General features: G+C 66.6%; 13 protein-coding genes. 3 read left to right on the plus strand and 10 right to left on the minus strand.

Translation table 11 applies throughout. The features are described from left to right. Nucleotides 1-153: 153 nt before the first annotated feature. Nucleotides 154-1,053, plus strand: coding sequence for a LysR family transcriptional regulator (locus CAL12_RS15930; protein WP_086065531.1), 900 nt, complete (start codon nt 154-156; stop codon nt 1,051-1,053). A 19-nt stretch (nt 1,054-1,072) separates the two neighbouring features. Here the strand turns inward: CAL12_RS15930 and CAL12_RS15935 are convergent, their stop codons facing one another. Genes CAL12_RS15935 through CAL12_RS15945 form a run of 3 tightly spaced genes read right to left on the minus strand, consistent with a single transcriptional unit; the run spans nt 1,073 to nt 3,447 of the window. Further along, entirely contained in the window at nt 1,073-1,363 is a 291-nt protein-coding gene (locus CAL12_RS15935) for a 4a-hydroxytetrahydrobiopterin dehydratase (protein ID WP_086065532.1), read from the minus strand. A gap of 25 nt (nt 1,364-1,388) precedes the next feature. After that, the gene (locus CAL12_RS15940) at nt 1,389-1,727 is read right to left on the minus strand and encodes a P-II family nitrogen regulator (RefSeq protein ID WP_086065533.1); all 339 of its coding nucleotides are present in this window, start codon (nt 1,725-1,727) and stop codon (nt 1,389-1,391) included. A gap of 43 nt (nt 1,728-1,770) precedes the next feature. After that, complete coding sequence (locus tag CAL12_RS15945) at nt 1,771-3,447, minus strand: NAD+ synthase (protein WP_086065534.1); 1,677 nt, start codon at nt 3,445-3,447, stop codon at nt 1,771-1,773. Between the two features lie 149 nt (nt 3,448-3,596). Here CAL12_RS15945 and argH point away from each other — a divergent pair, with 149 nt between their 5' ends. Beyond that, entirely contained in the window at nt 3,597-5,015 is a 1,419-nt protein-coding gene (gene argH / locus CAL12_RS15950; protein WP_086065535.1) for an argininosuccinate lyase, read from the plus strand. Between the two features lie 149 nt (nt 5,016-5,164). Here the strand turns inward: argH and rlmD are convergent, their stop codons facing one another. The 7 genes from rlmD to surE all read right to left on the minus strand — a co-directional run bounded on the left by rlmD (nt 5,165) and on the right by surE (nt 11,936). Further along, complete coding sequence (rlmD, locus tag CAL12_RS15955; protein ID WP_086065536.1) at nt 5,165-6,565, minus strand: 23S rRNA (uracil(1939)-C(5))-methyltransferase RlmD; 1,401 nt, start codon at nt 6,563-6,565, stop codon at nt 5,165-5,167. Between the two features lie 171 nt (nt 6,566-6,736). Further along, a complete protein-coding gene (locus tag CAL12_RS15960; protein ID WP_086065537.1) occupies nt 6,737-7,489 on the minus strand; it encodes a TorF family putative porin in 753 nt (250 codons plus the stop codon). A gap of 381 nt (nt 7,490-7,870) precedes the next feature. After that, on the minus strand, nt 7,871-8,500 hold the full coding sequence (locus CAL12_RS15965) for a hypothetical protein (RefSeq protein WP_086065538.1): 630 nt from the start codon (nt 8,498-8,500) through the stop codon (nt 7,871-7,873). Between the two features lie 109 nt (nt 8,501-8,609). Then, nucleotides 8,610-9,404, minus strand: coding sequence for a 3'-5' exonuclease (locus CAL12_RS15970; RefSeq protein ID WP_086065539.1), 795 nt, complete (start codon nt 9,402-9,404; stop codon nt 8,610-8,612). Between the two features lie 2 nt (nt 9,405-9,406). Beyond that, nucleotides 9,407-10,327 carry a peptidoglycan DD-metalloendopeptidase family protein gene (locus tag CAL12_RS15975; RefSeq protein ID WP_086065540.1) on the minus strand — a complete coding sequence of 307 codons (921 nt, stop codon included), beginning with the start codon at nt 10,325-10,327 and terminating at the stop codon, nt 9,407-9,409. 17 nt (nt 10,328-10,344) lie between these two features. Beyond that, nucleotides 10,345-11,190 carry a protein-L-isoaspartate(D-aspartate) O-methyltransferase gene (locus tag CAL12_RS15980; RefSeq protein ID WP_086065541.1) on the minus strand — a complete coding sequence of 282 codons (846 nt, stop codon included), beginning with the start codon at nt 11,188-11,190 and terminating at the stop codon, nt 10,345-10,347. Then, nucleotides 11,175-11,936, minus strand: coding sequence for a 5'/3'-nucleotidase SurE (surE, locus tag CAL12_RS15985; RefSeq protein ID WP_086065542.1), 762 nt, complete (start codon nt 11,934-11,936; stop codon nt 11,175-11,177). The genes CAL12_RS15980 and surE overlap by 16 nt, the downstream gene beginning before the upstream one ends. A 112-nt stretch (nt 11,937-12,048) precedes the next feature. Between surE and plsY the strand changes: the two genes are divergently transcribed. After that, complete coding sequence (gene plsY / locus CAL12_RS15990; RefSeq protein WP_086065543.1) at nt 12,049-12,696, plus strand: glycerol-3-phosphate 1-O-acyltransferase PlsY; 648 nt, start codon at nt 12,049-12,051, stop codon at nt 12,694-12,696. The last annotated feature ends 12 nt before the right edge of the window (nt 12,697-12,708 follow it).

Below are 12,708 nucleotides of genomic sequence, written 5' to 3' on the forward strand. Positions count from 1 at the left end.
ACACGCGTGGTTTAATTAGATCAATTTGAATTTTTTTCGAGTCACAAAAGATTTTTTTATGAGTCGATGGCTCCGCTCGTGCGTCGCGACACCGGTCGAACGGTGTCTCAGGGCATACCCTAGGGCGACCGCGGCATCACCGGCACCGCAACCATGAGCACCGTCCGTTTCCTCCGCACTTTCATGGCGGTCGCCCGCTATGGCTCCTTTTCCGAAGCCGCCGAGCGCGTCGCGCTGACCCAGGCGGCCGTCAGCTTCCAGATGCGGGCGCTGGAAGAAGACCTGGGCCGCGAGCTGTTCGACCGCAGCGGCCGGCTGGCCCTGCTGAACGCCGCCGGCCGGGAACTGCTGCCCGAAGTCAAGCAACTGCTCGACCTGTACGACCGCATGCGCCTGCCGCAAAAGCCCGGCCCAGGGCAGTTGGCCGGCTCGGTGGCCTTCGGCGCCATCGTGTCCTGCATGGGCGCCTTGTCCAAGGTCGTGTCCCAGCTCAAGCGCCGGCACGACAGCCTGGACGTGCGCCTGTTCACCGGCAAATCCGGCGAGCTGGCCAGCAAGGTGGAAAGCGGCGACCTGGATGCGGCCTTCGTGGTGGAATCGGGCCGCCGCATGGCCAGCATGCGCTGGACCCCGCTGCATGAAGAACCGCTGGTGGCGCTCGCGTCGCCCACGGCGGCCGGCCAGACCGTGCGCGAGCTGCTGGAACGCAACCCCTTCCTGCGCTTCGACCGTACCCAGCGCACCGGCCTGCAGATCGACCGCGTGCTGCGGCGGATGAACGTGCATGTGCACGACTTCCTGGAATTGAACGCCATCGAAACCGTGGTGGAGCTGGTGCGCCAGGAAGTCGGCGTCAGCCTGCTGCCGCAACTGATGTGGGCGCAGTGGCGCACGGCGCCGGACCTGCGCGTATGGGACCTGCCGGAAGATATCGGCCCGGTGGTCCGGGCCGTGGGCATGATAGAGCGCCGCGAACATGCGCGGCAGAACATCACGGAATCGATTTTCAAGGAGTACGCGGCCCTGCACCAGGCCCGCGACGACAAGCGCTAGCGCCCGCCTTGCCGGGACGTCACGACCCCACCAGCAGGTCCATGAAGCGCGCCATCTGTACGTCCTGCGACGTCACGCCGCCGGCGTCATGCGTGGCCAGCACCACTTCGACCCGGTTGTAGATATTGGACCATTCGGGATGATGGTCCATCTTGGCCGCCATCAGCGCCACGCGCGCCATGAAAGCGAAGGCGGCGTCGAAATCGCCGAACACGAAGGTCTTGGCGATGGCGTCGCGACCGGCGACGGCGGACCATCCGGACAACTCCCGCACGGCCCGATCGGCGCCTATCCTGGCAAGGTCAACCATGTGAGGTACTCCCGTATCCCTGCAACTACAGGGCGTCGTTGTCGGATTCGCCCGTGCGAATCCGGATGGCCTGTTCGACCGCGGTCACGAAAATCTTGCCGTCGCCGATCTTGCCCGTGCGCGAGGCCTTGACGATGGCTTCGATGGCGTTATCCACCATCTCGTCCGGCAGGACGACCTCGACACGGATCTTGGGCAGGAAATCGACGACGTATTCGGCGCCGCGATAGAGCTCGGTATGCCCCTTCTGGCGGCCGAAACCCTTGACTTCCGTCACGGTCAGCCCGCTGACGCCGACGTCGGCCAGGGCTTCGCGGACTTCGTCCAGCTTGAAGGGCTTGATGATGGCGGTAACTAGTTTCACGTGCAGTCCTCGATTCTTATTTATGACGAATGGGTGGCGGGGGTCAGGTCGTTTCCCGGAAGCCGTTCGTGACAGGATAGCGCCAATCCCTGCCGAACGCCCTGGGAGTAATACGGGGTCCGGGGGGTGCCTGGCGCCGCTTGTATTCGCTGACGCGGATCAGCCGCACCACCTGCTCGACCGCGTCCTCGGGGAAACCGGCGGCCACGATGTCGGCGGCGGACTGGTTGCGCTCCATATAGCGCTCGACGATGCCGTCCAGGATGTCGTAGGGCGGCAGGCTGTCCTGGTCTACCTGATCGGGCCGCAGTTCGGCCGAAGGCGGCCGGGTAATGATGCGCTCGGGAATGACCTCCTTCTGGCGGTTGCGCCAATTGGCCAGGCGGTAGACCAGTGTTTTCGGTACGTCCTTGATCACCGCGAAGCCGCCCGCCATGTCGCCGTACAGCGTGCAGTAGCCGGTGGTCATCTCCGACTTGTTTCCGGTGGTCAGCACCAGCCGCCCGGTCTTGTTCGACAGCGCCATCAGCAGCGTGCCGCGCACGCGGGCCTGGATGTTCTCTTCCGTGGCGTCCGGCGCCATGCCGGCGAAATGCGGCGCCAGCGCGGATTCGAAGCCTTCCACGACGGGACCGATGGCGATCACGTCGTAGCGCACGCCCAGGCGCTTGGCCATGTCGGCGGCGTCCGTCTGCGAAATATCGGCGGTGTAGCGCGACGGCATCATGACGGCGCGCACGTTGTCGGCGCCCAGGGCGTCGACGGCGATGGCCAGCACCACCGCCGAATCGATGCCGCCGGACAGGCCGATGATGGCGCCGGGAAAGCGGTTCTTGCCCAGGTAGTCGCGCACGCCAACCACGAGCGCTTTCCAGACCTGCTCTTCCGGATCGCTGGGCCGCAGGTCGGCCTGCGCATCCACGGGGGTGATGCTGCCGTCCGCGCCCACGTCCACGGCATGCACGCAGGCCTCGAACTCGGGCAGACGCGCACGCGGCTGCCCCTGCGCGTCCACCGCGAAGGACGCGCCGTCGAAGACGAGTTCGTCCTGGCCGCCCACCATGTTGGCGTAGATCACCGCGCCGCCGCTCAGGCGCGCGCATTCGGCCACGACCTCCATGCGCTGCGCCTGCTTGCCGGTGTTGAACGGCGAGGCATTGGGAACCAGCAGCACCTGGCTGCCGGCTTCGCGCGCCGCCTGCGGCGCATGCGGAAACCAGATGTCCTCGCAGATCACCACGCCGAAGCGCACGCCCTTGACGTCGAAGGTGAACGGCTTGCCGTCGGCAATGAAATAGCGCTGCTCATCGAAAACGGAGTAATTCGGCAGTTCGCGCTTGCGGTAGGTGCCCAGCACGCGGCCGTCCAGCAGCACCGAGGCCGCGTTGTACAGCACGTGCCGGCCCGTACGGTCCGCGAAGGCGTAGGCCTTGGCGCCGCAGGTGTCGCCGTCGACGTGGCCGACGACCACGTGCAGGCCCTTGAGCTCGGCCAGGTCGCGGCGCAGTTCATCCAGTTGCTGCTGCTGCTCGCAGACGAATTGCGGCCTCAGCAGCAGGTCTTCCGGCGGATAGCCCGTCAGTACGAGTTCCGGCGTCAGCAGTATGTCGGCGCCCATCCGGTGCGCCTCGCGAGCCGCCTGCAGGACGCGTTCGGCATTTCCGCAGATGTCTCCGACACAAGAATTGATCTGGGCGATCGCGACGCGGGGTGCGGTCATGGAGTTGCTTCCGTAGAGAGGGTGGCGGAACGCCGGCGCGGCGGCCGGCACAGCCGTTGGAACGTATACCGATTATCTCACCATCGGGCGGCCAGGCCGGTTCGATTATGACACCGGGCCGCACGGCGGGCTCTATAATCCCCATCACTATGTCGACGCCCTCCTCCCCCTCTCAGAACCAGTTCGCCAACAAGGCGCAAGCCTGGTCCGCCCGGTTTTCCGAACCGGTCTCCGATCTCGTCAAACGCTATACGGCGTCCGTGGATTTCGACCAGCGCCTGGCGCGCCACGATATCCAGGGTTCTCTTGCCCATGCGGACATGCTGGCCGCCCAGGGCATCATTTCCGCGCAGGACAAGGCCGACATCGAACGCGGCATGGCGCAGATCCTGTCGGAAATCGACGCCGGCAGCTTCCAATGGCTGCTGGACCTGGAAGACGTCCACCTGAACATCGAAAAGCGCCTGGTGGAACTGGTGGGCGACGCCGGCAAGCGGTTGCACACCGGCCGTTCGCGCAACGACCAGGTGGCAACCGACATCCGCCTCTGGCTGCGCGGCGAAATCGACGTCGCGCTGGACCTGCTGCGGCAATTGCGCCATGCCCTGGCCACTGTGGCGCTGGAGCATGCCGACACCATCATGCCCGGGTTCACCCATTTGCAGGTGGCCCAGCCCGTGACCTTCGGCCACCATCTGCTGGCCTACGCCGAAATGTTCGGCCGCGACGCCGAACGCCTGCAGGACTGCCGCCGCCGCGTGAACCGCCTGCCCCTGGGCGCCGCGGCGCTGGCCGGCACCAGCTTCCCCATCGACCGGGAACGCGTCGCCGCCACCCTGGGCTTCGATGGCGTGTGCCGCAATTCCCTGGACGCCGTGTCGGACCGCGACTTCGCCATCGAATTCTGCGCCGCCGCCGCGCTGGTGATGACGCACGTGTCGCGTCTTTCGGAAGAGCTGGTCCTGTGGATGAGCCCGCGCGTCGGCTTCATCGACCTCGCCGACCGCTTCTGCACCGGCAGCTCCATCATGCCGCAGAAGAAAAATCCCGACGTCCCCGAACTGGCGCGCGGCAAGACCGGCCGGGTCAATGGGCATCTGGTGGCCCTGCTCACCCTGATGAAAGGCCAGCCCCTGGCCTACAACAAGGACAACCAGGAAGACAAGGAAGGCCTGTTCGATACGGCCGACACGCTGCGCGACACCTTGACGATCTTCGCCGACATGGCGGGCGGCATCAAGGTCAAGGCGGAAAACATGCGCGCCGCGGCGCTGCAGGGCTACGCCACCGCGACCGATCTGGCCGATTACCTGGTCAAGCGCGGCATTCCCTTCCGCGACGCGCATGAGGTCGTGGCCCATGCGGTGCGCGACTGCGAACTGCGCGGCTGCGACCTGGCCGACCTGACGCTGCAGGAACTCCAGGCCTACCACGCGTCCATCGGCGACGACGTACACCAGGTGCTGACGCTGGAAGGCTCGGTCGCGGCGCGCAATCACATTGGCGGAACCGCGCCGCAGCGCGTGCGCGAAGAAGCGCAGCGGGTGCTGGCGCAGACGTCCGCCTGATACACGGACGCCACGCGCCCGGCAGCGGGCAGCGAACAAAGGCCGGCGATCAGCCGGCCTTTTGTTTGGCAGCAGGCCCTGCTCAGGCGGCCTGCGGTTTGGTCCAGGTTGCCGCTCAGGCGGCCTGCGGTTTGGCCCGGCCGCTGCTCTCAGGCAGCCTTCTCTTCGCCCGCGGCCTGTGCGGCTTCCTGGCGTTTTTCCGCCGCCTGGCGCTGGGCCGCCTCGATGGCCGCCGCATCCCCCGACTCGAACACGGCGATGGATTCCACGTGCCCCGTGTGCGGGAACATATTGATGACGCCGGCGCTCAGCAGGCTGTAGCCGCCCTCGTGCACCATGATGGCGGCGTCGCGCGCCAGCGTGGCCGGGTTGCAGGACACGTACACGATGCGATGCGGCCGTTCGGCGGCGGACAGTTGCGCCAACGCTTGCGCGACGGCCTGCGCGCCTTCGCGCGGCGGATCGATGAGCATGCGGTCGAAATGGCCCAGGCCGCGCAGCCACTGCACGTCGACCTCGAACAGATTCAGGGTGGCGAAGGACACGCGGTCGCCCAGGCCATTGCGCGTCGCGGCTTCGTGCGCCCTATCCGTCAAGGCCTTGCTGCCTTCCACGCCGACTGCCTCACGCGCCCGCGTGGCCAGGGGCAGCGTGAAATTGCCCAGCCCGCAGAACAGGTCGGCGACACGATCGTCCGGCCGGGCTTCCAGCAAGGACAAGGCGCGCGACACCAGCGCACGGTTGATGGCGTGATTGACCTGCGTGAAATCGGTGGGCTTGAACGGCATGCGCAGGCCGAACTCCGGCAAGGTGTAGGCCAGCGTTTCGGCGTGCTCCCTTTCGAGCGGATGACAGGTGTCCGGCCCCTTGGGCTGCAGCCACCACTGCACGCCGTTTTCCCGGGCGAAGGCGCGCAGGATGTCGATATCGCCCGGCGTCAGGGGCAGCAGGTGGCGCAGTACCAGCACCGTGGCGGCGTCGCCCACAGCCACCTCGATCTGCGGCATGCGGTCGGGCGCGGACATGGCGCCGATCATCGCGCGCAGCGGCATGAGCAGACGCGCCACATGGGGCGGCAGGACGTGGCATTCCCGCATGTCCGCGACGTAGCTGCTCTTGCGCTCGTGGAAGCCGACCAGGACGCCCCCCTTCTTGGGCACCACGCGCACGGAAAGCCGCGCGCGGAAACGGTAGCCCCAGGTGGGTCCATGCAGCGGCGGCAGGATGCGCTGCGGGCGCAGCTTACCCACATGCCAGAACGTGTCTTCCAGCGAGCGCTGCTTGATCGCCACCTGGGCCGAGGGCTCCAGGTGCTGCATGGCACAGCCGCCGCAGACGCCGAAATGCGGACAGCGCGGCGTGACGCGCTGGGACGAGGGACGCAGCACCTCCACCGTGCGGGCGATATCGTAGGACGGCTTGCGGCGCACGGTTTCGCCGGTGACGCGCTCGCCGGGGAGCGCGCCTTCGACGAATACGACCTTGCCTTCGCGGCGGGCGATACCCCTGGCTTCCAGGTCCAGGGATTCGATATTCAGGACTTCGGACATCGGCTATCTCATGAGAACAGCCCGGCATTGTAGAAGTTCTGCAGCTTTTCGCCTTGGGGCGGCTTTCATGCGAAAAAAAAAACGTCCGCCGGATGGCGGACGTTTCCCCTTGGGAGCGCGGTCAAGCCGCTTTTGTATGCAATGCGACGGTCGCGCCGGTGGCGCGCCCGCTCAGAACGTGCGGGAGATCGATGCGACCAGTCCCAGCCGGCCGGCGGGATGGTCGTACTTGGTGCTGTACCAGTTGTCCTTGGACGCACCGACGGCGGCCAGGCCGAACACCCAGCCCTTGATGTCCTTGGTGACGCCCAGCTTGTAGTCCACGTAGTGGCCCAGCTCGTCGCCATCCGTATCGACCTGGTTCTTCAGCTTCTGGTAGCCCACGTGGCCCACCAGGCCCCAGCCGTCGCCCAGGTCCCAGGTGGCCGACGCATCCAGGTACCACGTCCCTTTCGAATTCGGCGTGCTGAAGAAATCGCTGGGCGTGTAGGAGTACTTCAGGGAGTAGCCGCCATAGGTACCGGCGATGTACAGGTCGGTATTGTTGTAGTTGCCGCCCTTGGGAGACGACGAACCCGGGTAGTAATAGTGCAGCGCGCCGACGTCGATGCCGAAGCCGTTGTAGACCTCTCCGCGCCAGCCGCCGTAGAAGTCCATTTCGAGGTTGCCCTCGTTGTACAGGGTGCTGGAAACATTCGAGTTCCAGTTGCCAAGGTAGAAGCCCGACGAGTGCGTCAGGTCCAGTCCCAACTGAGCCGCCGGCCGGAAATCGGTCTGCGAATAGCCACGGAAACGATAGTCGTTGGTAATGGTGGCGTTGCCACTCAGCGAGAAACCGGCACCCAGATCGGTCGGGTCGGCATGGGCCGCGCCGGCAAAACACGTGGCAAGTACAAAGGGGACTGCGCGCAGCGTCTTCTTCATGGCAAGGATCCTAGTCTCAGTGATGCGTGTATATGGGCATGATCCGGCGGGCGAACCCGCCGGTCATGGCGCAGCGGGAAATGACAGGTACTACGAAACCGCCGCGGCCAACCCCATTTGCATCGGGATAGCCGCACCTCCTCGGCTTCTCCCCCATCAAAGCGAAATCCGTGCCAACTTTTCACACCTTGAAGAATACGTAAACGGACGTTGTGTGGTACTGAAACCGGCACCACAACAGTGCGAAACACGCCCCGCAAGCCTGCGCGCGCGACGCCCCAAGAAAGGGAAACGCCCGGATCCGTGCATACGGATCCGGGCGTCGGGTACCCGCCACCAGGAACGACCGGCCAAGGTGCAGCCGGCGCCCCCGGGAAGGGCTTAGCTGGAGGTCGACGGCGCGGCCGGGGCCGGGCGACGTTCGGCGCCCGGACGGCCGTCCTTGCGATGCTCCTCGCGGCGCTCCTGCATGCGCGCCTGGCGATCCTTGACGAACTGGGTCACCTGCTGGCGCTGGCCGTCGTTCAGGCTGTCCCACACGGCCAGCCATTTCTGGCGGACCTCATCGGCTCGCCCCTGGTACTGCTGCCGGGCCTGGGCCTGCGCGTCGGCCAAGGCATGGGGATCGAGCTTGCCGGCCTGCAGTTGCTGGTCCAGCGTCTGGTGCCGGGTGGCCATGCCCTCACGCATGGACTTGCCGAAGTCCTGCTGCGCCTGCTGGGCGGCGGAGAACAGCGCCTGCTGGTTGGCATCCAGCTTCAGCGCCGTGACTTCCTTCTTGCCGAGCGGGCCCACGCCAGGCACCCACAGGGCGTCACGCATGTCTTGCATGTGGTGGAAGCGACGGCCGTCCGCGCTCTTGCCGGAATGGCTGGCGCCGGACTGCGCCGTGCTGGGCTGCGCCGCGGACGAGGAAGCGTCCGGCGCCGCGGAAGCAGCCCCGGCGAAAGTACCGGCAGCGACGGCAAGCGCCAGGCTGGCGACGACGGGACGAATGGCGAATCGGGACATGAGAGGTCTCCTAGGGAGTGAGAGTGCGAGACCATTGTCATGGGGGTCCGATTACGCGCCGGTTTCGCGCGTGGCCCTGTCTGTTTCAGTCGATTGCGCCCGATCGGGCTCAGGGGGCCGCCCGCTCCTGGTCCCAGGCCGCCAGGTATTCCTTCCAATGCGGCGCCGGGCTGGCCGCGAGCGTATCGCGCACCAGGTCGATTTCTTCCTGGTAGGAAGCGGCATCGAGCTCGCCACGCAGGAAACGCCAGCGGCAGTACACCAGCCAGGTGTTGACCACGTCGGTCTCGCAATAGGCGCGGACTTCATCGGCCTTGCCCTGGTTCCAGGCATCCCAGACCTTGCCGCCATCCATGCCCAGCTTGCCCGGGAATCCGCACAGCTTGGCCAGTTGGTCCAGCGGCGCGTTGGCGCGGCCGTTGTACTTGGCAAGCACGTCCATCAGGTCGACGTGGCGGGTGTGGTAGCGGCCGATGTAGTTGTTGAACTTGAATTCGCGGTCGTCTTCGCCCTGGTCCCAATAGCGCGGCGCCGGCACGCCGTGGATCAGGCTGCGATAGTGCAGCACGGGCAGGTCGAAACCGGAACCGTTCCAGCTGACCAGCTTGGGCGTATAGCGCTCTATCGTTTTGAAAAAGCCCGCCAGCAGCGCGGGTTCGTCGTCGTCCGGCTTGCCCAGCGTACGCACCCGAAAGCCTTGGTCGTCGCGGAAGACGCAACCGATCACGGCCACGCGGTGCAGATGCAGCGGCAGGAAATCGCTGCCGCCGGTGGCCTCGCGCCGTTCGGCGAAGGCGCGCTCGGCGACTTCGCTGTCGGGCAGGTCGGCGCCCCAGCCATTCAGGCGGCGCAGCCCCGCCACGTCGGGCAGGGTCTCCAGATCGAAGACCAGGGTGGGCGTCATGATCAGCGCTGGGGCAGGTATTGCAGGGGATCGACCGGCGTGCCCTGGCGGCGGATCTCGAAGTGCAGGCGCGGCGACGCGGCGTCGGTCTGGCCGATTTCCGCGATCTTGGCGCCCTTCTTCACTTCCTGGCCGCTCTTGGCCAGCAGCGCGCGATTGTGCGCATAGGCGGTGATGAAGCCATTGGTGTGCTGGACGATGATCAGATTGCCCAGGCCACGCACGCCGTTGCCGCTGTACATCACCTTGCCGTCGGCGGCGGCCACGACTGGATCCCCGGGATTGCCGGCGATATCGACGCCCTTGGTGCTGTTGTTGAAGGTCGCGATCACCTGGCCCTGGGCGGGCCAGCCCCAGTTGATCACCCCTGCATCCGATGCGCGGGCCGGCTTGGGCGTTTCGGCCGGCACCGGCGCGGGCGTCGTTGCCGGCGGCGTGGTGGTCGCCGGCTGTTGCGTGGGCGGGGCTTGCGTCGGCTGCTCGCCCGGCGGCGGCAGCGGCGTGGGTTCGATGCGCGTGTCGGCCGGCTTGACCGGCGTGGCGGGCGCGGGCTTGCCGCCACCCGCCGCGGGGGTCGCCGCCCCTGCCGCCGGCGCGGACAATTTCAACACCTGCCCCACCGCCAGATGGTTGGAATCGGCCAGGTTGTTCCAGCGCTTCAGGCTGTCGACGTCGACGCCATTGGCGCGTGAAATGCCGTACAGCGTGTCACCGGGCTTGACCACGTAGGTCGCCCCCGAGACAGCCGGGGTCGACGGCGCGGGCGTGGTATTCAGGTCGACGACCGGCGCGCGCTCGGTGCGCGAGGCGCAGCCCGCCAGGACCAGGCAGACAAATCCCACCCAGAACAGGGCGCGGGACGGGCGCGCGGCAGGCGCGCCCGGGAATTCGGTGGCGGTCAGTTGCAACTGCCCGTCGAGCATATGATTCTCCTGGTAGCTCACGATTGTATGCCGGCCCTTAGCGGGACAAATCGAACGGCTTCGAGTTCCACGCGTTTCCAGCTGGACGCCCCGGTCCGCTCCACCAGCACCAGGCGCTGGTCGGAACCGCCTTCGGGCGCGATCAGCCGGCCGCCCGGCGCAAGCTGCGACAACAAGGCCTGCGGGATGGCCAGGCCGGCGGCGGCCACCACAATAGCATCGAAAGGCGCCGTATTCGGCAAACCCAGCATGCCGTCGCCATAGGTCAGGCGCACGCGCGTGGTCAAACGCAATTGCCGCAGGTGGCCGCGCGCCAGTTCGTATAGTCCGCGTATGCGTTCGATCGCGTACACGTCGCGGATGAATTGCGCCAGCACCGCGGCCTGGTAGCCACAGCCCGCGCCGACTTCCAGCACGCGGGTGGGCTCGCGATCTTCGCACACGGCGGCGATCATGCGCGCCACCACCCAAGGTTGGGAAATCGTCTGCGAATGCCCGATCGGCAACGCCGCGTCTTCATAGGCGCGGCTGGCCAGGGCCTGGTCGACGAACAGGTGGCGAGGCACCGCGTCCATGGCGTTCAGCACGCGATCGTCGGTAATGCCCTGGTCGCGCAGTCGCTGCACCATCGCACGGCGCAGGCGTTCCGAATTCAGGCCCAGGTTTCCGGCCGTATTGGGTATCGCCGGCGCGCCGCCGGGTAGCGTCGGCGGCGTGCGCGGCAACGTCGCCGCGGAAATCCGTGTGTTGCTGTTGGTGGCGGTATAGCCGGGCCCGAGGTTGCCGGTCTGGTACCCGCCGGCGCGCGACCTGACGGGCGGGCTCGCGGGCGGAATCGGTTCCGGGTCTACCCTTTTGCGCATAGAGGCTCCGCCCAGTGGCGCAGTTCAGGCAGCATCGCCTGGTGCGTCAGGTCCAGTCGCAGGGGCGTGATCGATACCGCGCCGTCGGCCACCGCATGAAAATCCGTGTCCGGGCCGGCATCCGCCGCGAGCCCGGCCGGCCCGATCCAGTAGACGGTATCGCCGTAAGGCGTGGTGGTGCGCACCACGGGCTCGGAAGGATGGCGCTTGCCCAGTCGCGTCACGCGCATGCCCTGCATGGTCTGCTCGGTCCGATTGGGAATATTCACGTTCAGCAGCACCGTCGCGGGCAGCGGATGGGCGATGTGGTGCTCGACCACCCGACGCGCCATGGCGGCGGCGGCGTCCAGGTGGGCCCAGCCCTTTTCATGCAGGGAAAACGCGATGGAAGGAATGCCGAACAGATAGCCTTCGATGGCGGCGGCCACGGTGCCCGAGTACAGCGTGTCGTCACCCATGTTGGCGCCGTTGTTGATGCCCGAGACGACCAGATCCGGACGCGCGTCCACCAGGCCGCCCGTGAGGGCGACGTGTACGCAATCGGACGGCGTGCCGTTGACGTAGAGAAAACCGTTGGCGGCCTCGCGTACCGACAGCGGACGACTCAACGTCAGGGAATTGGAGGCACCGCTGTGGTTGACCTCCGGCGCGACCACGGTCAGGTCGCCCAATCCCCGCAAGGCGTCCACGAGCGCCAGCAGGCCGGGCGCCGAATAACCATCATCGTTGGAAACCAGAATCCGCATTCTGCGTCGAAAAGAAAATTATGGCGGCGGGTCGCGTCGAATTGTACTGTAGGCAGCCGGCGCGGCAGCACCACGGTAGAATCCGCGCCTGTTTCTCTTCGCGTAAAGGCCCATGCTGCAGACCCACTACCCCATCGCCTACAACGTCGGGCTTGTCGTACTGGCCTATCTGATCGGCTCCATCCCCTTCGCCGTGGTGGTCACCCGGCTGATGGGGATGCAGGATCCGCGTACCTATGGGTCCGGCAACCCCGGCGCGACCAATGTGCTGCGCTCCGGGAACAAGACGGCCGCCGCGCTCACCCTGCTGGGAGATGCCGCCAAGGGTTGGTTCGCGGTGTGGCTGGTGCAACGCATCGGCAGCCCGGTGGGCGTGACGTGGAACGTGATCGCGCTGTCGGCGGTGGCGGTTTTCCTGGGGCACCTGTACCCCGTCTTCCTGAAATTCCAGGGCGGCAAGGGGGTGGCGACGGCCTTGGGCGTGCTGTTCGCGGTCTCCCCCTGGCTGGCGCTGGCCACGGTGGCGACATGGATCATCATCGCGGTGTTCTTCCGCTATTCGTCCCTGGCGGCGCTGGTCGCGGCGGTGTTCGCGCCGGTGTATTACCTGTTCGGATCGAACCTGGCCTGGTACGCCGAACCGCCGCTGGTGGTGGCGATCACGGTCATCAGCGTCCTGCTCATCCTGCGCCATCGGGCCAACATCAGCCGCCTGCTGAACGGTACGGAATCGCGGATCGGGCAAAAGAAGAAAAACTGAGCGCGGCTGTTG

Origin of the sequence: Bordetella genomosp. 8 (genome assembly GCF_002119685.1) — a bacterium.
Classification (GTDB): domain Bacteria; phylum Pseudomonadota; class Gammaproteobacteria; order Burkholderiales; family Burkholderiaceae_B; genus Bordetella_C.

What these genes read in the sequence shown, in the direction of transcription:
- CAL12_RS15930 (WP_086065531.1), top strand. Translation starts at nt 154, where the DNA reads ATGAGCACCGTCCGTTTCCTCCGCACTTTCATGGCGGTCGCCCGCTAT.
- CAL12_RS15935 (WP_086065532.1), bottom strand. Translation starts at nt 1,363, where the DNA reads ATGGTTGACCTTGCCAGGATAGGCGCCGATCGGGCCGTGCGGGAGTTG.
- CAL12_RS15945 (WP_086065534.1), bottom strand. Translation starts at nt 3,447, where the DNA reads ATGACCGCACCCCGCGTCGCGATCGCCCAGATCAATTCTTGTGTCGGA.
- argH (WP_086065535.1), top strand. Translation starts at nt 3,597, where the DNA reads ATGTCGACGCCCTCCTCCCCCTCTCAGAACCAGTTCGCCAACAAGGCG.
- rlmD (WP_086065536.1), bottom strand. Translation starts at nt 6,565, where the DNA reads ATGTCCGAAGTCCTGAATATCGAATCCCTGGACCTGGAAGCCAGGGGT.
- CAL12_RS15960 (WP_086065537.1), bottom strand. Translation starts at nt 7,489, where the DNA reads ATGAAGAAGACGCTGCGCGCAGTCCCCTTTGTACTTGCCACGTGTTTT.
- CAL12_RS15965 (WP_086065538.1), bottom strand. Translation starts at nt 8,500, where the DNA reads ATGTCCCGATTCGCCATTCGTCCCGTCGTCGCCAGCCTGGCGCTTGCC.
- CAL12_RS15970 (WP_086065539.1), bottom strand. Translation starts at nt 9,404, where the DNA reads ATGACGCCCACCCTGGTCTTCGATCTGGAGACCCTGCCCGACGTGGCG.
- CAL12_RS15975 (WP_086065540.1), bottom strand. Translation starts at nt 10,327, where the DNA reads ATGCTCGACGGGCAGTTGCAACTGACCGCCACCGAATTCCCGGGCGCG.
- CAL12_RS15980 (WP_086065541.1), bottom strand. Translation starts at nt 11,190, where the DNA reads ATGCGCAAAAGGGTAGACCCGGAACCGATTCCGCCCGCGAGCCCGCCC.
- surE (WP_086065542.1), bottom strand. Translation starts at nt 11,936, where the DNA reads ATGCGGATTCTGGTTTCCAACGATGATGGTTATTCGGCGCCCGGCCTG.
- plsY (WP_086065543.1), top strand. Translation starts at nt 12,049, where the DNA reads ATGCTGCAGACCCACTACCCCATCGCCTACAACGTCGGGCTTGTCGTA.